Source organism: Paraburkholderia sp. GAS334 (assembly GCF_050436625.1).
In the GTDB taxonomy this organism is placed as follows: domain Bacteria; phylum Pseudomonadota; class Gammaproteobacteria; order Burkholderiales; family Burkholderiaceae; genus Paraburkholderia.
Genome location: NZ_JBNDMO010000044.1, coordinates 12,230 through 33,255, shown reverse-complemented (window position 1 = coordinate 33,255; position 21,026 = coordinate 12,230). Strand labels below are relative to the sequence as shown.

Sequence of the window (21,026 nt, the reverse complement as noted above, 5' to 3'; positions counted from 1 at the left end):
CTGCCAGGCGTGCATCGCGTAGCGTCGTTGCTGAAGCGCTGGCTCCTCGGGACACATCAGGGCGCGGTCAAGCCGATCCAGCTCGACTACTATCTTGATGAGTTCGTTTTCCGTTTCAATCGCCGCACGGCGCGATCCCGCGGTCTGCTTTTCTATCGCCTGCTCGAACAGGCTGTCATGACTGAACCGGTCACCTACAAGGCGGTGACCCGAAAACCCACTCCCACCAAGCGCCCATACGCCCGCAATCCGAAATTGTGGTGCTAACAGGATAGCCGTTAAATATATACAGCGATTGGGCAGATTTCAAGAAAATCACGTGGGTCGAAGCGGTTGACGGCACATTCGAGGGCTACTGGTCAACGAGTCGGCAAAACGCCTATAATGTATGGGCATATTGCCGAAGGAGGCTCCATGACAATCGTTTCGTTTAAACCGACTGGCGCAGCCGATCCTCGACGGGCGGAGTTCAACGTGCTGGAGCAACTGCTCGACGCCCGGATTCAGTCCGGCGCAGATCTCGCGGAGATAGCGAACGCCCGTGTGGACGTTACAGTGATCGACCGGCTGTCAGAGCGTGGCCTAAAGGTGGACGAGCTCTCCTTCATCATCCCGCGACGCACGCTGACACATCGGCGCCAGCATCACGAGCGACTATCAATCGACGAGTCCGACAAGGCGATTCGGCTCGCGAAGATTCTCGCTCAAGCCACGTCGACCTTCGGTGACCTGGACAAAGCAATGACCTGGCTCAGGAACGATCAGGCGCGCTTTGGCGGAAAGTCGGCACTCGATATGGCTAGCACCGAGCACGGGGCACGTCTCGTAGAGGAAGCCCTTGTCCAGATCGACGAAGGTTACTTCGCCTGATGATCCTTTGGAGAATAAGCAACTACGCGGATCTGAGAGGTATAGGTGGGCTTCGCGCTCCGGGGCGATGGCATTTTGCGGGACAGCCCATCGTCTACCTGGCCGAACACCCGGCGCTGGCCCTCCTCGAGATTCTCGTCCATATGGAGATCGCTAGCGTCGGCCAGTTGCCTGACGGCTATCAACTGTTGCGCGTCGATGTGGACGATGACGTTCCAGTCGCTGAGATCGCGGACGCCGATGTCCGGGACGACTGGCGGCAAAATCTGGACTGGTCACGCGGCGCCGGCACGGAGTGGTTGCAGACGGAAACGAGCGCCGTGTTAAAGGTGCCGAGCGTGGTCGTTCCCTTCGCCCACAACTTCCTGTTCAACCCAACCCATCCCGCCGCCGACGCCGTGCGCATTGTCGACGCACTCCATGTAAAGCACGACGATCGGATCCTTAAGCTGCTGACTCGGGGCTGAATGTTCGTTCTGTCCACTTGGCCTGGCCGTCGCTAAATGCTTGTCGTGCGACCACGAAGCAGGCTATTTCCGCCCATCCCCCGCCACGTGAAAATCAGGTTTTCGAACGCGCGAAGGCCGACGGTGCTATTACGTCATAACCGTAACGATTCAGACCGGAAATTTGCGATTATTCGCATAATCGCCAGTAATTCTGCGGTACGTCGGAAGCGCGCCATTTCTAAGCGCGTCCCACCCTGAAATCCGTCTGTAACCCTTGCTGGAGGCCCGTGTGGCTGACATAGCAGGACACCCATGGGCGGCTGATTTTCACGTGGCGGAGGGATGGGCGGAAATATCCAAATTCTAATATCGGAAGGGGCGTAAAGCGCCCTGCCCTTATTTTAACGCATTAAACGTAATGGTGATCATACGACTTATCACCATTACAGTAGCCCAAAAAAATGGCCCGCACCTTCGCGGACCCGGTTCTGGCGGAGCAAGGACGGGCGGCCAGTCTCCCGCCAGCCCCGCCTTGCCCCGTTTTGCGGTCGCGTGTCGCTAGCACGGACCACATCTACATGATAGTCACTGCGTCGGCACGCGGCGGGGCTTTTCAGCCGCGCCGCGCCACGCCACGGGCGGGCACCGACCCCACCCGTTCCTTAGGACGAGGACTTGCGGAGCATAAGAAAAAAACGCAAAAAATGGTGTAAATGAAGGCCCGCAAAGTCAGAGCTATCCGGGCCTTCGTTTCTGGACAGGCGTGGAAGAGGGCGCCAACGGCCGGTGCCGGCCGCAGGCCGCGGCCGCCGGCGCGCGGGCAACGTCGTGCGCCGGGCCCGTGCGGATTGCGCTGCGGTGCGCGTGAGCGCGCGCCCGGCCCAGCGGGCGAGCGCGTCAGGCCGGCGTTGGATGCGGCCGCCGTCGCACCGGCCGTCGCGCTCGAATGCGGAAACGTCCCTTCTGAATCCGCCCATTGCAGGCGTGCCGTGCGCGCGGGTTCGCCGCACCGTCGTGCCGCTCCCACAGACAGGCCAGCCAAATCGCCATTTCGTGATTACTCCAGTTATCAGATGTGGCGATTCTGCTGCGCGGCGCTTTCCGGTCGTCGCCGGCAACCCGGGACCTTGCGGGCAAGGACAGGGCGCCGGCGCCGCGCTGACGTCGGCCAGCGTCAGGTTTGCCTTGGGTTTGCCTGTGAGCCGCGCGATGCGGTAGGGTGCAGGTTGGGGTGCCGTCAGAATTCGGAATTTCGCGTACGCCAGAGGTCCGCAGAGCACGGTCCCATAAGGCTGGGCGCAAGCTCTGCTTTCAGAAATTCGGTCGAGAGTCGTCGCCCACATCAAAGTCATTGATTCGATTGATTGTGCGGCGCAGCTAACGTACGTTCTCGTCCGAATACTGTGTCCACCCCTGACCGCACGCATCGCGCTCGATTTTGATGAGCTGCTCGAACGTGGATCGCCAGGCGCCGGTGAGGCGTGATGTGTCACGATTGACCTCCCCGTTTTGTGAATAGTGACACCCAATGTAATTCAAATGAATTACAATGTGGAATCTGGAGCTACACATAGGAGTAATCGTCATGGCTGCGACTGCATTAGTGCAAACACGCATCGACCCCGCGCTGAAAGAGCGCGCGGCTGCGGTGCTCGACAACATGGGACTGACTGTCTCGGATGCCGTGCGAATCCTCCTGACGCGCGTTGCCAATGAAGGTGCGTTGCCGTTCGCCTTTGCGACCGACCCGGCCGTACATGACGCCTGGTTCCGCGCGAAGGTGCAGGAAGCATTGGACGACCCGCGCCCCGCTACCTCGGACGATGAAGTCGAAGCTCATTTCGCCAAGCGCCGCGCCGCGGCCCTTCGCAAAGCCGGCGAAGGTGACGCGTGAGGCTTGAATGGTCCGCTTTCGCAATAGAGGATCGCGACGCGATTTTTGACTACATCGAAGAGGACAGTCCATATGCGGCCGTCGTCGTGGATGATCGGATCCGTGTGCAAGTCAGGCAGCTACTGCAGTTTCCCGAGACTGGCCGTCCGGGGCGCATCGAAGGTACTCGCGAACTGGTCATAAGCCGAACACCGTATATCGCGGCCTATCGGATCACGGGGGAAACAGTGCGCATCCTGCGGGTGTTGCACGGGGCGCAGCTATGGCCCGATGAAATGTTGGATTAACCATGTTCGCTGGGTAATCATTCATGGCCGACGGCGAGCTGCTACAGCAGCTCGTACATTGGTCCTTTTTGGGGCGAAGGAATTTTTCGATGCCAGACGCAGCCGGTGCCGTGGGTCCCATTCTGACCGCTTTGCGGGCGCTTCCGGTTTGGGTGCTTGGAGGCTTGGCTGTCGCCGGCTATGCCGTGCTGTTTCTTCCAGCCTTCGGCGCGATCACACCGGTAGCTTTGGATGCTTTCAGGGCGAATTGGGGCGTATGTATCTGGTCACGCCATCGGACGCCCGATCATTTAGGAGCCAGATCCAAGCAGATCAAACTCGATCAGGCCAACGGCCGCATCTTCCTGCCTACTACCGCAACAGCCGGCCGGTGCTCGGCGAAGTGGGCATCGTCATGCCGGCAAGTGCGATCTCACCCACTAACGAGCGCGGGCCCTCTTGGTGACGCATGACCGCTTTCGAAATCGTTCCGTTCCACGGGGACCAGCTACAGGGCCACGCAGGCGACGCGATAAGGCCTCAGCTCACACCAAACGAACCGGGGTTGCCGCCGCACACCGACCAGTGAATCGTTTTACCAGTGTCGCCGGTCATACGAACCTGCACCATGCCTCCAAGCGCCGCGCTTCCGTTGACCGGATTTAGGTTTGCTGACCAAGCGGTTCCGTTCGCATTGGCCTGCTTAAATAGCCCCGCCCCTGTGTTTCCGTCGGCAAGAACCGTGGTCAGGTTACCGGAGGCGTCACATCGAACAGCGATACGTCTACGCTCAATGTAGGAGTCGGGAGAGCCCGTTCCGGAGGTCTGATTGCCTGCGATCGTAACTTCCACAATCTGAGTAGTGCTGACTGGGATATTGTAGATGGCGGTTACGACGTTCGACGTGTTGTCAGTCGTCGTCCCATTCTGACGAGCGTTTGCGGGATCGTCGAGGATGACCGCGCCGTATGTTGGCGATCTGCCGAGGCAGGTCCACACGACGGTACCGTCATTACGCGTCGTGCTGCCGATCGTGGTATTCCAAGTAGGTTCTTGCGATCCGGTCGTGCCTGATGTGGTGCATAGGAAGCGAAAGCCCTGCGCCGCGGGTTGCGCTGTTGTCGGCTTGATCACGTTGCCGAAGCCTACGAGCGAGTTCGTCATCCCGGTGTGGGCCGTCCACGTCAGGCCTTCCCATCCGGCCGCGATAACGACTTGTTCCAAGGGCGTTGTCAGGTTGTTGGGCCGGTCGCGTAAGATGGCGTGATGAAAAAAGCAAAATCGCTTTACCACGGTCATCGGTTCCCGGCAGCGGTCATCAGCCACGCAGTTCGCTGGTATTTCCGCTTTCAATTGAGCTTGCGCGACATCGAGGAGCTGCTCTTCGAACGCGGTGTGACCGTGACATACGAGACGATCCGATGCTGGTGCGACAAGTTTGGTAAGGGCTTTGCTCACCGGGTAAAAGCGGCGCGACGCAAGCCGGGTAGCACGTGGCACCTCGACGAGATGTTCGTCGCGCTGCGTGGCGAACCGTACCTCCTGTGGCGTGCGGTCGACGAGCATGGCGCCGAACTCGACATCCTGCTTCAAAAGCGGCGCGACAAAGCCGCGGCCAAACGTTTCTTCAAGCGTGTGCTGCGCTCCAGCCCCGTGCCGCGCAAGATCGTCACCGATCAACTGCGCAGTTATCCGGCCGCAAAGGCCGAAATTCCGGAGTTGGTGAGCGTGAAGCACGTGTTCGTAAAAGCGGCCGCCCGGCTGAACAACCGGGCGGAGAACAGCCACCAGCCGACGCGCGAACGCGAGCGTCGCATGCGCGGCTTTCGCGACCCCAAACGCACTCAAAAATTTCTCGCGTGCTTCGGGCCGATCCGGCAACACTTCGCACTGAAGCGGCACGTGATACGCGCCTCACTCTATCGCAAACAACTCGAAGCCCGGTTCGTTGCATGGCGCGAATTCGCCGAACTCGCCCAAAATCCGTCGACTACCTTCTGACCAGTCGTCGCAGCTGCCGTCGTGCCGTCCCACCTTCGGCAAGTTGACAACGCCAATCAGATGAAGGAATGCAACTCCGCCCTAAGCTGCCTTTTCGGGCGGCCGTACACCATCGTTGAAGTATTGCCGGATCGCCTCAAGGACGTCCAACTCCAGCTCCTTCGTGTCATCAACCCCGAAATGGCCGAGCCACTATTCCGTTAGCCTGGAGCGCTCAGCATCAGATCTGCCGCTTCCAGCAAGTTCTGGATCAGCCGAGCTCAGGCCGGCAGCAAGTTCCATCGCGGCCAGCCGGAGCACGGTCGGCGCACCATCCATAAGCGCGCCCATCTGGCGGCCGATCCGGCGATAGTGATCGGATTTGACGTGCGCCTGAGCTGCCGCCTCGTCGACATAGCGCTCGACAAACACGTATTCACGCGCCTCCTCCGAACGCCACAGGTCGTACGAAAGGCACCCTGCTTCCGCGCAGGACTCCACGACCAGGCTGGCCGCCAGCGCTTCGAACTCGGCCTCCCGGCCCTCCTTCACCTTGATCCTCGCCACGATTCCACGCATTTCCTTGTCTCCCTGAGAGTTCCCAAATGTTTAACCACGCGACAACATTCCCTGAAGTCGTGTCCCAACAATCTCCTCCGCCTGGTGCATGATCCTGTCGATCAGGTCTCCGACCAGGGGAATATCGTGGATGAGCCCGGCGACCATGCCACAGGACCAAGCGCCCGCGTCGAGGTCGCCGTCCCGCATCACGCGCGGATAAACACCGCCGACCTCCTCGACGATGTCTGAGAAGGTGATGTCCGCCCCCAGGCTCCTTTCCTTCTCCAGCAGGCGCTCGACCCCCGCATTGTTCAGCACACGTTCGGTATTGCGCAGCGGGCGCATGACGAGCCGCGTATCGAGTTCCGTTGCCGCAACGATGGCTTGCTTGACCTTTCGATGCACCGGCGCCTCTGCCGTCGCGACGAAGCGGGTTCCCATGTTGATGCCGGCCGCGCCCATCGCTAGCGCAGCAACCAGCGAGCGGCCGTCTGCCATCCCGCCCGAAGCGACAAAGGGCACCCTGAGTTCATCCGCGGCGCGGGGGAGCAGAATGAAGTTGGGGACGTCGTCCTCGCCCGGATGTCCGCCACATTCGAAGCCGTCGACGCTGACCGCATCGCAGCCGATACTCTCGGCCTTCAGTGCATGGCGCACCGACGTGCATTTGTGGATGACCCGGATGCCCGCTTCGTGCAGCGTCGGCAGCCATTGCTGGGGATTGTTGCCGGCCGTCTCGACAATGCGAACCCCGCCATCGACAATCGCCCGCACATAGCCCGGGTAGTCCGGCGGATTGCGCGACGGCAGAAAGGTCAGATTGACAGCGAACGGCTTGTCGGTCATTTCACGGCATCGCCTGATCTCACGGGCCAAGGCGGCGGGACTCGGCTGCGTCAGTGCCGTGATGATGCCCAGGCCGCCCGCATTCGACACCGCGGCGGCCAGTTCCGCGAACCCTACGTAGTGCATGCCACCCTGGATGATGGGGTGCTCGATGCCGAACAACTCGGTGATCTGCGTCTTCATCGACGAAGCTCCTCGTGGAAAGATATTGACTGGTCAGAACTGGTCGGCCGGCAGCGCCATCAGGCAGGCTGCGCCCGTCTCCACACGCTGCCGCAAGGCCGGAACCAGCGGCAGCTCACGCTCGAACCAGTAGCGGGCGAGTTCCAGCTTGCGACGCAGGAAAGGCCCGTTCTCCGCGTCGGGCAGCAGCCCAAGCGCGACGTCCGATACCCGCAGCCACATCCAGGCGCAGGCGACGATACCCATCATGGCCAGGAAGTCGCTGGAAGCGGCGCCGGCGTCGTACGGGTCGCGAGACGGGTCAGCAAGCCACTTCGCGCAGGCACGGATATCCTGCGCGGCTTGCCGTAGCACATCAGCGTGCGCGCGCAACGGGTCGCGCTGTGCTGCCTCCCATGCGGTGGCATCGACCATGTCGAGAAAACCGGCCAGCGCCCGGCCGCCGCCCGCTGGCAGCTTGCGCAGCACGAGATCCAGCGCCTGCACGCCGTTGGCCCCCTCATAGAGCTGGAAGATGCGACAGTCGCGCACGAGTTGCTCGACGCCGTTGTTGCGGATATAGCCGTGCCCGCCCATCAATTGCATGGCGTCGTTGGCCGACTCGAAGGCGCGGTCGCTGAAGAATGCCTTGACGACCGGCGTCAGCAGGCTGCCGATCGCGCTCCGGCTGGCGCGCAGCGCTTCGTCGGGTTCGTCGAGCAGCGCCGTCACGTGAAGCGCGAGGGCACGGGCGGCTTCGAGGAAGGACGCCTGCTTCAGCAGCAGCCGGCGCACGTCTGGGTGAATCACGATCGGGTCCGCCGTGCCGCCTGTACGATCCTCCGCCTTGGCGGCCCGGCCGGCGAGCCGCTCGCGGGCGTAGTTGGCCGCATGACCGTAGGCGCGGCTTGCCGACGACAACGCCTGCAACCCGGTGACGAGGCGCGCCGAATTCATCATGTCGAACATGCCGCTCATGCCAGCCGACGACTTGCGTTGCACGCCGCCCGGCTGGCTCGACTCCCGCAGCGGATAGGCCAGCGCATGCTCGAATGACAAGGTGCAGGTCGCGCTCCCCCTCAGACCCATCTTGTGCTCGATCCCGGCCACGACGACGCCGTTCGATCCGCCCAGCGTGCCGCTATCGGGGTCCACCTCACGCTTGGGTACCAGGAAAAGCCGGACCGTCGACAGGTCGTCGCGGATACGTCCATCCTCGCCCGGGACCTTCGCCAGCACGAGGTGGATGACGTTCTCGGTCAGATCCTGGTCGCCACCTGAGATGAAGATCTTGGTGCCGCTGAGGCGCCAGCTACCGTCAGGCTGCGACACCGCACGCGTCTTCATCAGCCGCAGGTCGGTCCCGCAATGCGGTTCGGTCAGGCACATCGTGCCGGCCCAGCGACCCTCCACCATCGCCGGGACGACGTGCTCCAGCATCCACGGCTCGCCGGTGCGGCGGACCGTCGCATGCGCGCCGGCGGTCAGTATCGCGTAGAGGCCGAGCGAATTGCAGGCCGACGCGGAGAACTCACGCACGGCCTGGTCGATCCCCTCCGGCAGGCCAGCGCCGCCAGATGCCTCCGGGACCGAGACCCGGTTCCAGCCCGCCTCGCACAGCGCAGCGTATCCGGCCGGGTAGCCGGACGGCGTCCTGACCGCGCCGTTGTCGAAGTGACAGCCTTCTCCGTCCCCGGGGCCGTCCAGGGGCGCCCAGACCTTCTCGAAGAAGTGTGCGGCCTGTTCGAGCACCTGGCGCGTTTCATCGCGCGCCATGTCACCCAGCGCGTGTGGCACGGTGGGCGCGATCACGTCGTGCAACAGGAAGACATAGTCGTCGACGGGCGCCTTGTAGTTTGTAGACACGGCGATTCCTCTTTTTGATGAATACGATCGATGGCCGGACGTCGACCGGTCAGGCGTCATCGGCGATCGCCGATGACGCGGGCGAACCTTGCCCAGTCGGTGCTGGCGAACAGCCACCTGCCGGCTGTTCTTCGGCCGATGGGCCGGCTCATCGTCAGACTCCTTCGATATGTCGGACCGCATAGGGAATGGTGAAGCAGCGCAGCGCGCCGGCCAGGGCCGCATCGTCGGCGTCATGCGTCGGCACGCGGATCTCCACGAAGAAGCCGCGGCTACCCCGGTCCGTCGCCTGCACCTCTGCGACTCGGCCGATGCCGTCGAGCGCGGCGCGGAACATCCGCTCGATGGCATCGACGCGCAGCAGGTTCTTCTGGATCTTGCCGACCGCCGTCTTCGGCATGGCTGGCAGCACGAAGCAGTGCTTTGGAATTGCCGCGCGTTCCGGCATGTGCTCGGCGGCGTAGCGTAGGACGCTATCCGCCGAGGCGTTCGCTCCCGGCTTCAGCACCACGTAGGCGACCGGTACCTCGCCGGCATGCGTATCGGGCGCGCCGACCACGGCGGCATCCTGGACCACCGGATGGCCGAACAGCACCTCCTCCACCATCTTCGGATCGATGTTGTGACCGCCGCGGATGATCAGGTCCTTGGCGCGGCCTGTGATCCACAGCCAGCCGTCCGCGTCGAAATAGCCCAGATCGCCGGTGTCCAGCCAGTCGCCGTCGAACCAGAGCGCAGCCTTCTCCTGGCCCAGGTAGCCGGGGAAGACCGAAGGCCCGCGCACGATAACGAGGCCCGGCTCGCCCGGCGCGCAGTCCCGGGCCACGCTGCCGGTGCCGTCCGGCAGCACCACGCGGACCCGCTGGTACGGCAGCCGCAAGCCCGAACTGCCAACCTTGACCTGCTCGACCTGGGGCGTGATGCAGGTGACCGCCGTGGTTTCGGTCATGCCCCAGCTTTCACGGATACGGACGCCGGTCATGCGATGGAAGGCTTCGGCGACGGTAGTCGACAGGGGCGCGGTCGACGAGGCGACGTAGGCCAGCGTCGAGATGTCAGCGCCATCCAGCGGAATCGACAGCACCTGGTTCACCAACGTCGGCACGAGAATCAGCATGTTGGCCCGAAAAGCCTCGACAATGCGCCAGAGGTTCGGCAGCACGGACGGATGGCGGAATCCGGCCGACGTCATCAACACGACTGTCGCCCCCTTCGCCAGCGGGCTGAAACAGCCGACCACCGCGCCGGCAACATGGAAAACCGGGACACCGAGCGCTTGCACCTCGGTCGAGTCGAGTCCCCACATGTACTTTGACGCCCACACCCAGAACACCTGGTTGCGGTGCAGGTTGCGTGCCAGTTTCGGGGCGCCGGTCGTGCCGCCGGTGTGGAAGAGCGAGGCGGTGTCGTCGGACGAGAAGATCCGCCCAGAGACCAGGCGGTCGGACGGATAGCGTTCGACGGCTTCGGCGAAATCGATGACGGGCACGCCAGCGACCTTCGCCGGACCCGCTCCGCCGACACGAACCACCGCCGCCAGCGATGGGAGGCCGCACGCTACGGCCTCGGCCTTGGCCCAGATCTCGGCGTGCTCGTCGTCACCAAATGCGACCAGTACCTTGGTGCCGGCCGTGCGGAACATCTGAATGAGGAGGTCTGCCTCCATCATCCAGTTGGCCGGATTGACGATTCCGGCCGCCTGAGCACCCCATAGGACGAACTGCGATTCGGGAACCGCTGGCATCAGCACCGAGACGACATCGTCCTTGCCGACGCCGAGGTCGTCCAACAGATTTGCCGTCTGGTGGACCTTGGCGCGCAACTCGGCAAAGGTCACCTGCCGCGCAGTCTCGAGGGGACGGGCGCCGTCGGTGAAGAAGCGGATAGCAACCTTCGACGGGTCGATGGCGCAGCCGTCCATCAGCATTTCGTAGGTGGAGGCCGGCAGTTTGCGGTCCGCAAGCGGGACCCGTTCGAAGCGCGCGACGTCGGCTTCGCACAACAGGAGGTCAGAGGTCCAGTAGTCTGGCATCGGGGCGTTCATGTTGTTGTCTCCAGTCCTTGTATTTTTTTTGGCGGGCTGCACCCCAAGGGCGCAGTACCCCCTCCGCGCAACGACGTTCGTCGCGCGGTGCCGGTTGCTGTCGATAATCGACGGGGAATGCGCCTAGAAGTACAGCTTGGCCAGCGACTCCGCGACGCAAACGGGCCTGGCCGATCCTTCCATCTCGAACGTGACTGTCCACGTCACCCTCACGCCGCCCTGCCCTTCGTCGACCACGTTCTCCAGGACGGCGCGCACGCGTACCTTCGCGCTGACAGGCACGGGGCCGGTAAAGCGGACCCGGTTCAACCCGTAGTTGACGAGCGCACGTTCGCCCTCGAAGCTGGTTACCTGCGCCATCAGCATCGGCAGCAGTGACAGCGTCAGGAATCCATGTGCGACGGGTCGGCCGAACGGCGACTCCCGCGTCGCCCGCTCGGGATCGACATGGATCCACTGGCGGTCGCCAGTCGCCTCCGCAAACAGATTCACCTCCTGCTGCGTAACCTGATGCCAGTCACTCGGACCGGCCTCCTTGCCCTGGAACGACTTCAATCCTTCGATTGACGTGAAGGTCTGCATCGTGGCTCCCATATCAGCGGTCATGCGAGGTCAGCCGCACCTCAGCGCCCCTGGAATCGCGCCTCGCGGCGCTCGACGAAGGACTGGATACCTTCCTTGAAGTCCTCCGTGGCGAAGACCTGCTCGCTCACGTGCGGGATGACGTCGATGGCCGCCTTCTCGCCATGCTCGATGTAGGTCAACGCCGCCGCTTTGGTCGCGCGCAGGCCGATGGGGGCGACCTTGCAGATCAGCCGGGCGATCTCCAGCGCGCGCTCGCGGTGCTTGCCAAAGGGATGAACCTCCTGGACGAAGCCGCAGCGATATGCTTCCTCTGCCGAGAACTCGTCGCATAGGAACAGGTGGTACATCGCGTTGCCCCAACCGGTGCGCGTCAGGTAGCGGAAGTGAGCGCCGCCGAGCGGGGCGATGCCGCGCTTCGATTCGAGTTGGCAGAAGCGCGCGGTATCGGCCGCAACCACGATGTCGGAGGCCAGCATCTGCTCGATGCCGATGGTGTAGGTGATGCCGTGGACGACCGAGATCAGCGGCTTGCGGCAGCGCTTCTGGAGGCCGAACGGGTCGACCTGGTCGTCTGGAATCGGCTTGGCCGTGGCGGTCGGACCGAAGAACTTGGGCATGTCGAGGCCGGCCGTTGTGTGCTCGCCTGCCGGGTCCAGCACTGCCACCCACAGGTTGTCGTCGTTGTCGAACTCGGTCAGCCGCTGCGAGAGTTGCTGCATCAGTTCCGGCGTGATGGCGTTCTTCTTGGCGGTGTTGTCCAGCGAAATAATCGCGATATGGTCCTCGATCGTCATGCGGACTTCGGGCGTGCCTGCTGCGTTGGTCATGGTGTTTTCCTTTGAATCGGGATGGTTCGGATTCTTGATCGAACGTCTTCAGACCGCAGTCAGGCCACCGTCCACGGCAAGGATCTGGCCGGTGATGTGCTTGCCCGCGTCGCTCGCGAACAGCAGGGCCGCGCCCTTGAGGTCGTCGTCGTCACCAATGCGCTGCAGAGGTGCCTGTTCCGACAGCTTCTCGACGCCAACTTTCTCGATCGTCCCCCTCGTCATCTTTGACGGGAAAAAGCCCGGCGCGATGGCATTGACGGTCACACCATGCGGGCCCCATTCGCTGGCCAGCGCACGCGTAAAGTTGACGATGGCGCCTTTGCTGGTGTTATAGGCAAGGGTCGGCTGGCCCTTAGGACCGTTGCCCTTGAGGCCGGCAATCGAAGCGAGGTTGATCACGCGCCCGAACCGGTTGGGAATCATCGACAGCCTCCCGATCTTCTGCGTCAGCAGGAAGATTGAGCGCACGTTCAGGTTCATGACCTTGTCCCAAGCGGCCAGCGGGTGGTCGACAGTGGTCGCGCCCCACGTGGCGCCGGCGTTGTTGACGAGGATGTCGATCTTGCCCAGGCGTTCCATCGCTTCGTTGGCGAGACGTTCTACGTCGTCCTCTACGGCGTTGTCAGCGGCGATCCAGCTTGCGTCGACGCCCAGGGCGGCCAGATGCGCCTGCGCGGATTGAAGCGCGTCCGATTTGCGCGCCGAGATCACCACGCGGGCGCCCTGCGTGCCGAGCGCCTCGGCGATCTGCAGGCCCAGCCCGCTGGACCCCCCGGTGACGAGAGCCGTGCGGCCCTTCAGGTCGAAAAGATTTGCCACAGCAGTCATTGCGTCTCCTTGTTTATGAATGGAACTCGTCACAGCACTTCGAACAGCCCGGCGGCGCCTTGTCCGCCACCGATGCACATGGTCACCACAACGTACTTCGCGCCGCGCCTCCTGCCCTCGATCAGCGCGTGGCCGGTCAGTCGGGCACCGCTGACGCCATAGGGATGGCCGACCGCGATCGCGCCGCCGTTGACGTTGAGCAGATCGTCGGGAATGCCAAGTGTGTCGCGGCAATGCAGCACCTGGCAGGCGAACGCCTCGTTCAGCTCCCACAGGCCCACGTCTTCGAGACTGATCCCAGCGCGCGCCAGCAAGCGGGGCACGGCGAACACAGGACCGATGCCCATCTCGTGGGGCTCGCAGCCGGCGATCGCGAAGCCGCGGAACAGTCCCAGCGGTTCGATGCCGCGACGCTCCGCGAGCTTCGCATCCATGACTACGCAGGCGGACGATCCGTCCGAGAACTGGCTCGCGTTGCCCGCGGTGACGACCCCACCCGGCAGCGCGGGACGGATGCGCGACACCGCCTCCAGTGTCGTGTCGGCGCGGATGCCTTCGTCCTGAGAGATCGTAATTTCCCGAGTCGTGACCCGGCCGGCAGCGTCTATCGCGCCCATCGTGGTAGTCATCGGCACGATCTCGTCGTCGAACTTGCCGGCGGCCTGTGCCGCCGCCGCGCGTTGCTGGCTGCGCACGCCATAGGCGTCCTGCGCTTGCCTGCTGATGCCGTAGTGCCTGGAGACCTTCTCGGCGGTCTGCAGCATGCTCCAGTACAGCTCGGGCTTGTGCTCAACCAGCCACGGATCGCGCTGCATGTGCGTGTTCGCCTGGTTCTGCACGCACGAGATCGATTCGACGCCACCGGCGACGATGGCCGGCGCGCCCTCCAGGATCACGCGTTGCGCGGCCATCGCGATAGTCTGCAGGCCGGACGAACAGAAGCGGTTGACGCTGACGCCGCCCGTCGTCACTGGTAGGCCGGCGCGCAAGGCGATCGCGCGGGCGATGTTGCCGCCGGTGGTGCCTTCGCCGAAGGTACCGCCGATGATGCAGTCCTCGATTTCGGCCGGATCAAGGCCAGAGCGGGCCACCGCGTGCTGCACCGCGTGCGCGCCGAGCGTGGCACCGTGGGTCATGTTGAAGGCGCCCTTCCAGCTCTTGGCCAGGCCGGTGCGAGCGGTCGAAACAATGACGGCCTCGTTCATGGTGTTTTCCGTTGAGGTTGGTGGGATTCAGGCGTTGAAGGCGCCGCCTTCGTCAGCCAGTTGGTCGATCAGCGCGGCCGGCTTCCAGCTTGGGTCTTGCGCCGACAGGGCGCGTAATGTGCGACGGACATTCGTCAACCCGACCGTCTCGGCATAGAACATTGGGCCACCGCGCCAGGTCGGGAAGCCATAGCCGTGCAGGTAGACGGTGTCGATGTCGGAGGCGCGGGCGGCGATGCCTTCCTGGAGAATGGCGGCCCCTTCATTCACCAGCACGTAGATCAGCCGGTCGACGATCTCCTGGTTGCTGGGCAGCTTCGGGGTCACGCCGCGTTCCTGCCAGTACGTCTCCAGCATCGCCCGCGTACGCGCCGACGGCAGCGCCTTACGCTGGTCGGGCTCGTAGTCGTACCAGCCGGCACCGGCCTTCTGACCGAAGTTGCCGGCTTCGCAGAGCCGGTCGCCCAGCTCGAAGCGCGCAAGCGTGGGATCCTCGGCATATTGACGCTTGCGAATGGCCCAGCCGATGTCGTTGCCGGCCAGGTCCGCCATCCGGAAAGGTCCCATTGCCATACCGAATTCCTCGATGGCGCGGTCGACCTGTTCGGGCAGCGCACCCTGCTCCAGCAGTTCCCCGGCGCGGCGCAAGTACTTCGCCAGCATGCGGTTGCCGATGAAGCCATCGCAGACGCCCGACACCACCGGTACCTTGCCGATCCGGCGCGCGAGACGCATGGCTGTCCGCAGCACCTCGGGCGCCGTCTGCGCGCCACGCACGACTTCCAGCAGGCGCATCACGTTGGCGGGGCTGAAGAAGTGCAGGCCGATCACGTCCTGCGGGCGGCCCGTCTCCGCTGCGATGCGGTCGACGTCAAGCGTCGAGGTATTGGTGGCGAGAATCGCGCCGGGACGGGCGACTTCATCGAGCGCGCGGAAGGTGCGCAGCTTGACATCCATGTCTTCATAAACCGCCTCGATCACCAGATCGCAATCAGCCATCCGGGCCACATCGACGGTCGGCTGAAGCAGCGCCATCCGTTGTTCGACTGCCTCGGTACGCAGCCTTCCCTTCTTCACGCTCGTCTCGTAGTTGCGGCGGATCGCGGCGACGCCCTTCCGTACTGACTCCTCCGAGACGTCCAGCAAAACGACCGGGATACCCGCGCTGAGGAAATTCATCGCAATACCGCTGCCCATCAGTCCGGCACCGACGACGCCCACCTTTTCGACCGCGCGCTCGGCCACCGATTCCAGCACGTCAGGCAGCCTGGCGGCAGCCCGCTCCGAGAAGAAGGCATGGCGCAGCGACTTCGAGACGGAGCCGTTCATCAGTTCGACGAAGAGGCGGTGTTCGAGCGCCAGGCCTTCGTCGAAGGGCAGCTTGAAACTCGCCTCGATGGCATCAAGGCAGCGCTGCGGAGCCGGCAGGTTCCTGTAGCGGGCGGCGATGGCCCCACGCGCCACCGCAAGATAGCCTTCCGGATTCGGATGACGGATGGAGAGGTCACGCACACGAGGATGCGGCCCCGGCCGGGCGGCGACCTCCTTCGCGAAGACGAGCGCTGCGGCGAGCACATCGCCTTCCACGAGACGGTCGAACAGACCCGAGTCGGCCAGCGCCTCGGACGGAATCGACGTGCCGTGCACGATCATGTTGGTCGCCGCCTCCAGGCCGATCAGACGCGGCAGCCGCTGCGTGCCGCCGGCACCCGGCAGCAGTCCCATCGTGACCTCCGAAAGCGCGACGCGAGCCTTCGGCACGGCGAGACGGTAGTGGCACGCCAGCGCCAGTTCAAGACCGCCGCCCATCGCCACCGAATGCACGGCGGCGACTACTGGCTTGGAGCTGTCCTCGATGGCGGCCAGCACCCTGTTCAGGCCGGGCTCGCCGCCGGTCTTCGGCGAATTGAACTCGCGCATGTCAGCGCCGCCCGAGAAGGCCTTGCCGGCGCCTGTCAGCACAATGGCCCGGACGTTGGCGTTGGCGGCCGCGCGCTCGACGCCGTCAATGATGCCGACACGCACGGCGTAGCCCAGCCCGTTGACAGGTGGGTTGGCGATCGTGATAACGGCGACGTCGTCGATGACTGTGTATTGGATGCTCATGGGAGGTCCCCTCCTGGTTTGGAGCTCTGGTGGCTCTGATTGGCTGTAATCGGCCCCGGGCTCAGGCGGGGGCAGCGGTCCGGAGGGGCGCCCGTTGCAGGAAGCGCCGGAAAATCTCCTGTGCCTCGGGCGACTGCCGCAGGGTGTCGAACACGACCATCTCGCGCTGGAGACTATCCCTGACCAGCGTCTCGGTCGCCTCGCGCACCAGTCCACGCGTCGCCATCAGCGCCTGGCGCGGCTTGGTGGCGAGGCACCTGGCGATCGATAGTGCCTCCGCCGCGACCGTCTCCAGGGGCATCACGCGATTGATGAGTCCAGCCCGATGGGCTTCGGCGGCGGGAATGGTGGTGGCTAGCAGCAGCCATTCGGTCGCCTTGTTGCGGCCCACCACCTGCTGCAGCAGCAGCGTGGAGGCAAATTCGGGGCATAGCCCGAGGTCGACGAACGGGAAGCGGATGCGAGCATCGTCGGAGGCAACGACGTAGTCACAATGCAGCAGCAGGGTCGCCCCGATGCCGACCGCATGCCCGCAGACGCAGGCCACCATCGGCTTGCGCAGTGCGATGACCGCGCGCAAGAACAGCGTGGCGGGCGACTCCTTGTGTTCGGCGGCCTTGTCATTGACGAACATGCCGATGTCGTTACCGCTGCTGAAGTTACCGCCCTCGCCCTGGAGCAGTACGGCGCGGATGTCATCGCGACGGTCCGCCTCGGCGATCGCCGCGGCGAGCACCGAATACATCTGCGCGGTGAATGCGTTCTTCTTCGCCGGCCGGTTGATCGTCACAATCAACACGCCGTCGTCCCGGTGCAGCAGCACGTCTGCAGTCATCGCTCTCTCCTTCGTTGCAACTCGTGTGGAGTCGTGTCGTTGAAGAGAGTTTGGACGTCCAGTGAGAATCCGGCTGTCGGAACTCGCTCTGTGCCTTGTCAGCGTTTTCTGAAGCTGAGGGCTGCGATCAGTCGATCAGCCGATGTTCGACGGCATAGCGCGCAAGCTCGGCATTACTGGAGACGCCGATCTTCTTCACGACGCGTGAGCGATAGGTGCTCACCGTCTTCACGCTCAGGAACATCTGCCGCCCGATGTCGGTCAGGCGGATACCGCGCACGATCAGAAGCATGATCTCGTATTCGCGCGATGACAGTTGCTGGTGCGGCGCCGCGTCGCTGACCCGGTCAAAGCCGTCGAGCAGGTAGCTCGCGACGGCGGGCGTCATGTAGCGCTTGCCCTTCGACACATTGCGGATCGAATCGACCAGTTCGATCGCGTCCATGTCCTTGGTGACATAGCCGGATGCGCCGGCCTGGAAGGCGCGCAGTGCGTACTGCTCGGCCGGGTACATGCTCAGCACGACCACCGGCATCGTGGGGCGCTCGGCGCGCAGCGAGGGCAGCATCTCCAGACCGCTGCGGCCCGGCATGTTGACATCGAGCAGCGCCACGTCGAAGGGTTGCTCGCGCAGGCGGCCAAGGGCTTCGGTCGCATCGCCGGCTTCGGCCACGACATCGAAGCCGTCCTGCTCGGCAAGCAAGCGTTTGAGGCCCTGGCGAAAGATCGTGTGGTCGTCGATCAGCAGCAGACGAATCATGGCTGTCCTCCGCCGATGCGAGCGCCGGGATTGGCGCACTTGTTGGTGATTTCGTTGACGGCGGACGCGACAGGCACACCGAGCCGCAGACACGCGCCGGAGCGCGGTCCGGTGTCGAGGACGAGTATGCCGTCGAGTTCGCGTGCACGTTCTTGCATGCCCAGCAGGCCGAGGTGGCCATCGGCCGCGACGCGATCGAGGTCAAAGCCGAGGCCGTTGTCCGAGACTTCCAGCTCAAGACGATCGGCCGCCCAGTTAAGGCTCACGGTGACTTCGGTGGCTTTGGAATGCCTTGCGACGTTGGTGAGCGCTTCCTGGAAGATCCGGTAAATGCCGATCTCACGGTTGCGGTCCATACCTCGCGCGGCGCCCGTCGTGCTAAAGCGCGTGGCGATGCCGTAGCGCCGCTCGAAGCGGTCGAGGTCGAGGCACAGCGTGTCTTGCAGGCCCAGGTGGTCGAGGGCGCCCGGGCGAAGTCCTTCGGAAATGACCCGCACGGTTTCGATGGTCTCCTGCGTGAGCTGGAGGGTCTTGGCTGCGGTCAGCGCCAGCGAGGCGAGCCCCGGCGCCGCCGCGCCACCTTGCCGGGCCCGTGGCGCGCGACAGCGGTCAAGCGCCTCGATGCCCCGCGACAGCCGCGACAGGTCAAACTTGATCGCCGTCAGCATGCCGCCAATCACATCGTGCAACTCGCGCGCCACACGTTGGCGCTCGTTCTCGCGGACGTTGTTGGCGCTTGCGAACAGCTCCTGTAAGCGCCCGCTGGCCTCGACCAGATCGGCGCGTTGCCGCTCGCGCTCGGTGGTGTCGATACTGAGGCCGACGATGGCCGGCCGGCCGTGGAAAATCACGCGCGTGCCATGGATCTCGAAGCAGCCTGGGTTGCGGGACGAGGTCCGGCGAATGACGAACCGCTCGGAAGCGCCGACGCCCCTGATCTGGCGCTCGTATTGGGCCATCAGTGCCTCGCGTTGCAAGGGGTTCGCCACGTCGCAAAGCCGGGCGCCGAGCAACTTCTCGCGCCTGAGACCACACATGCGCGCAAAAGTCTCGTTGACATAGCGGAAGCGGGCGTCCTGCAGGATGTAGATGCCGGCGATGGACTGCTCGACGATGCCCTTGAAAGGAACCTCGTAGTCGTCCAGATCAACGTTCAGGTCAGCCATGGCAGCTACCCGCTATGTGAATGATAATTGTCATGCTGGAGAATGACGAGCACAATACAGAAAGTCAAGACAAAACCATGGGATTTGACAGATGGGTCACTCACAGGCAGACAAAGCGCAAAGCAGGGAGCGCATCCTGGAACAGGCCGCGGAGCAGATTCGGGATGGCGGATTAGAGTCCGTCAGCGTCGGCAAGCTCATGCGTAGCGCCAACCTGACGCACGGCGGCTTCTATGGACACTTCGCGTCGCGCTCGGACCTGCTGCTGCACGCACTCGAACGCGCGCTGGATGCCGGGACAGCCGCGTTCGAGGCGAAAAGCGGGACGGCGCCGGTCGAGTACAGCGCAACGGTGCGCAGCTACCTGAGCCGCAAGCACCGCGACGCGCGCACGACTGGCTGCGCGATCGCCGCGCTGGCGGGAGACGTGGCGCGCGCAGACGGGTCGGCGCGCGAGGCGATGTCGGCGCATATCGAAGGCTTCATCGGCCGGATGGACGCCGCACTGGGCGGGGACGATCCAGACAAGGCCGTGTTCGCGGTCAGCGCCATGATCGGGGCTCTGGTGGTGTCTCGGGTGATGGCCGACGAAAAGCGCTCCGACGCAGTGCTAGCCGCGGCGAAGCGCGAGTTGCTCTCTTTGCAGCAGAAGGAATGAGTCACGCCGTGGCAACCAGAATCGTCCACGGGTGATTTGAGCGCCTGGCCATGGGTGTGCTCATGGACGGTGGTTAGCGTAGCGAACGTGACTACTGCCTCGATTAGTTCGGGATTTCGGTACTCACGCGCAGGTAGATGCGCGCGACGCGCATCCCGGCCGCCGCTGGCCGGGTTTTCTCCGTCGCTCTCTGCGTTGGGGCATGCCCGTGCGCCGGCGCGTGCCGCTCACGCCAGAGCTTGACGGGAATGCCCTCACGGCGGGCCTGCGCCACCTCAAGGCGCCGCCTGACTTCCGGCTCGCATCCTTTATGCATGTCATGCGCCTGACGCCCCAGGGTCGCAGACAGCGGCTTTTTGCAACCGAGGCATAGACGGACGGTGCGACCGCTCCTCTTCACGACGTCGCCGGTCATGGTGGCTTAATGAGATGGTCAGCCTGACCGAAACGGTCCGATCGGCTTACGCTGATCGGGCCGTTTCCTTTTCCGGGAGGCCATCATGGCAAACGCGACGTTGATCGGTATCGATCTGGGCAAACACTGCTTCTTCGTTCACGCTCGCCGTCGCAGCATGCAAACTTCATGGGCGAGGTCTCTGCAGGCGACTTATGTGTCAACCGTCTGGTTACCGAGTTGACTATTCACAGTCGCCAGCTTGCTTCGCATTGCCTCTCCGGCTGCTTCGCCCGGCACCAGCCAAAACTCCGGCCAGTTCGCATCGTTACCTGAGACACGATCAACAACCCGTAGATCAGTGGCCTTTCCAGTCTTACCGTGAACGACAACGGCCGAGCCTCCCTCGGGGGCGAAATGGGCGTTCCCGAAGGAATGGAGCAAAAGCAGGACCGGTTCAAAAGCCTTGCCCAATTCCGTAAGCAGATATTCCACCCTGACTGGAGAGTCGGCAGACACCTTCCGTTCGAGGATTCCGCTGCTAACCAGCTGCTTGAGCCGGCGACTCAAGATGGTCGGTGAAATCCCCAGACTCTCACGAAACTCGTCGAAGCGGCTCAACCCCATCATGGCGTCTCTCAGAATCAGAAGACTCCACCAGTCGCCCACGCGCTCCAAAGTCCTCGCAACGGGGCATTGCATCGCACTATAGCTCTTACGT

Annotated in this window: 22 protein-coding genes; 7 read left to right on the top strand and 15 right to left on the bottom strand. The window is 63.7% G+C overall.

Translation table 11 applies throughout. The features are described from left to right. The 5 genes from P3T21_RS35420 to P3T21_RS35400 all read left to right on the top strand — a co-directional run. Positions 1–267, top strand: a 267-nt coding sequence (locus P3T21_RS35420) for a transposase (RefSeq protein ID WP_429260535.1), incomplete at its 5' end; no start/stop codon positions are given. A 147-nt stretch (positions 268–414) separates the two neighbouring features. Further along, positions 415–870 carry a type II RES/Xre toxin-antitoxin system antitoxin gene (gene parS / locus P3T21_RS35415; RefSeq protein WP_429260534.1) on the top strand — a complete coding sequence of 152 codons (456 nt, stop codon included), beginning with the start codon at positions 415–417 and terminating at the stop codon, positions 868–870. Then, a complete protein-coding gene (locus P3T21_RS35410; protein ID WP_429260539.1) occupies positions 867–1,337 on the top strand; it encodes an RES family NAD+ phosphorylase in 471 nt (156 codons plus the stop codon). Before parS ends, P3T21_RS35410 begins: the two co-directional genes overlap by 4 nt. Positions 1,338–2,904: 1,567 nt before the next feature. Next, positions 2,905–3,213 carry a type II toxin-antitoxin system RelB/DinJ family antitoxin gene (locus P3T21_RS35405; RefSeq protein WP_201124230.1) on the top strand — a complete coding sequence of 103 codons (309 nt, stop codon included), beginning with the start codon at positions 2,905–2,907 and terminating at the stop codon, positions 3,211–3,213. Beyond that, a complete protein-coding gene (locus P3T21_RS35400) occupies positions 3,210–3,500 on the top strand; it encodes a type II toxin-antitoxin system RelE/ParE family toxin (RefSeq protein WP_429260533.1) in 291 nt (96 codons plus the stop codon). Before P3T21_RS35405 ends, P3T21_RS35400 begins: the two co-directional genes overlap by 4 nt. A gap of 519 nt (positions 3,501–4,019) precedes the next feature. Here P3T21_RS35400 and P3T21_RS35395 read toward each other — a convergent pair. Next, complete coding sequence (locus P3T21_RS35395) at positions 4,020–4,703, bottom strand: hypothetical protein (RefSeq protein ID WP_429260532.1); 684 nt, start codon at positions 4,701–4,703, stop codon at positions 4,020–4,022. A 42-nt stretch (positions 4,704–4,745) separates the two neighbouring features. Between P3T21_RS35395 and P3T21_RS35390 the strand changes: the two genes are divergently transcribed. Continuing rightward, complete coding sequence (locus P3T21_RS35390) at positions 4,746–5,480, top strand: IS6 family transposase (RefSeq protein ID WP_429260531.1); 735 nt, start codon at positions 4,746–4,748, stop codon at positions 5,478–5,480. A 192-nt stretch (positions 5,481–5,672) separates the two neighbouring features. Here P3T21_RS35390 and P3T21_RS35385 read toward each other — a convergent pair whose 3' ends face one another. The 12 genes from P3T21_RS35385 to P3T21_RS35330 all read right to left on the bottom strand — a co-directional run bounded on the left by P3T21_RS35385 (position 5,673) and on the right by P3T21_RS35330 (position 19,253). After that, positions 5,673–6,038, bottom strand: coding sequence for a putative quinol monooxygenase (locus tag P3T21_RS35385; protein WP_429260530.1), 366 nt, complete (start codon positions 6,036–6,038; stop codon positions 5,673–5,675). A gap of 30 nt (positions 6,039–6,068) precedes the next feature. Next, a complete protein-coding gene (locus P3T21_RS35380; protein ID WP_429260529.1) occupies positions 6,069–7,049 on the bottom strand; it encodes an NAD(P)H-dependent flavin oxidoreductase in 981 nt (326 codons plus the stop codon). Between the two features lie 33 nt (positions 7,050–7,082). Continuing rightward, complete coding sequence (locus P3T21_RS35375; RefSeq protein WP_429260528.1) at positions 7,083–8,894, bottom strand: acyl-CoA dehydrogenase C-terminal domain-containing protein; 1,812 nt, start codon at positions 8,892–8,894, stop codon at positions 7,083–7,085. 154 nt (positions 8,895–9,048) lie between these two features. Continuing rightward, positions 9,049–10,938 (bottom strand): acyl-CoA synthetase, encoded by a 1,890-nt coding sequence (locus tag P3T21_RS35370; protein ID WP_429260527.1) that lies wholly within the window; start codon positions 10,936–10,938, stop codon positions 9,049–9,051. A gap of 123 nt (positions 10,939–11,061) precedes the next feature. Further along, on the bottom strand, positions 11,062–11,520 hold the full coding sequence (locus P3T21_RS35365) for a MaoC family dehydratase (protein ID WP_429260526.1): 459 nt from the start codon (positions 11,518–11,520) through the stop codon (positions 11,062–11,064). A 41-nt stretch (positions 11,521–11,561) separates the two neighbouring features. Further along, positions 11,562–12,350, bottom strand: a complete 789-nt coding sequence (locus tag P3T21_RS35360) for a crotonase/enoyl-CoA hydratase family protein (RefSeq protein WP_429260525.1) — start codon at positions 12,348–12,350, stop codon at positions 11,562–11,564. A 48-nt stretch (positions 12,351–12,398) separates the two neighbouring features. Further along, positions 12,399–13,181, bottom strand: a complete 783-nt coding sequence (locus P3T21_RS35355; protein ID WP_429260538.1) for an SDR family oxidoreductase — start codon at positions 13,179–13,181, stop codon at positions 12,399–12,401. A 29-nt stretch (positions 13,182–13,210) separates the two neighbouring features. Continuing rightward, on the bottom strand, positions 13,211–14,386 hold the full coding sequence (locus P3T21_RS35350; protein ID WP_429260524.1) for an acetyl-CoA C-acyltransferase: 1,176 nt from the start codon (positions 14,384–14,386) through the stop codon (positions 13,211–13,213). A 27-nt stretch (positions 14,387–14,413) separates the two neighbouring features. Next, positions 14,414–16,492 (bottom strand): 3-hydroxyacyl-CoA dehydrogenase NAD-binding domain-containing protein, encoded by a 2,079-nt coding sequence (locus P3T21_RS35345; RefSeq protein WP_429260523.1) that lies wholly within the window; start codon positions 16,490–16,492, stop codon positions 14,414–14,416. Positions 16,493–16,553: 61 nt separating this feature from the next. Next, a complete protein-coding gene (locus P3T21_RS35340) occupies positions 16,554–17,327 on the bottom strand; it encodes an enoyl-CoA hydratase (RefSeq protein ID WP_429260522.1) in 774 nt (257 codons plus the stop codon). 127 nt (positions 17,328–17,454) lie between these two features. Then, positions 17,455–18,087, bottom strand: coding sequence for a response regulator (locus P3T21_RS35335; protein ID WP_429260521.1), 633 nt, complete (start codon positions 18,085–18,087; stop codon positions 17,455–17,457). Further along, on the bottom strand, positions 18,084–19,253 hold the full coding sequence (locus P3T21_RS35330; RefSeq protein WP_429260520.1) for a PAS domain-containing sensor histidine kinase: 1,170 nt from the start codon (positions 19,251–19,253) through the stop codon (positions 18,084–18,086). The genes P3T21_RS35335 and P3T21_RS35330 overlap by 4 nt, the downstream gene beginning before the upstream one ends. 91 nt (positions 19,254–19,344) lie before the next feature. Between P3T21_RS35330 and P3T21_RS35325 the strand changes: the two genes are divergently transcribed. Beyond that, complete coding sequence (locus P3T21_RS35325; protein WP_429260519.1) at positions 19,345–19,911, top strand: TetR/AcrR family transcriptional regulator; 567 nt, start codon at positions 19,345–19,347, stop codon at positions 19,909–19,911. A 103-nt stretch (positions 19,912–20,014) separates the two neighbouring features. Here the strand turns inward: P3T21_RS35325 and P3T21_RS35320 are convergent, their stop codons facing one another. Both P3T21_RS35320 and P3T21_RS35315 read right to left on the bottom strand, forming a co-directional pair. After that, positions 20,015–20,227 carry a hypothetical protein gene (locus tag P3T21_RS35320; RefSeq protein WP_429260518.1) on the bottom strand — a complete coding sequence of 71 codons (213 nt, stop codon included), beginning with the start codon at positions 20,225–20,227 and terminating at the stop codon, positions 20,015–20,017. Between the two features lie 291 nt (positions 20,228–20,518). Next, positions 20,519–21,007: a winged helix-turn-helix transcriptional regulator gene (locus P3T21_RS35315; RefSeq protein WP_429260537.1), complete on the bottom strand. Its 489-nt coding sequence runs from the start codon at positions 21,005–21,007 to the stop codon at positions 20,519–20,521. Positions 21,008–21,026 lie beyond the last annotated feature (19 nt).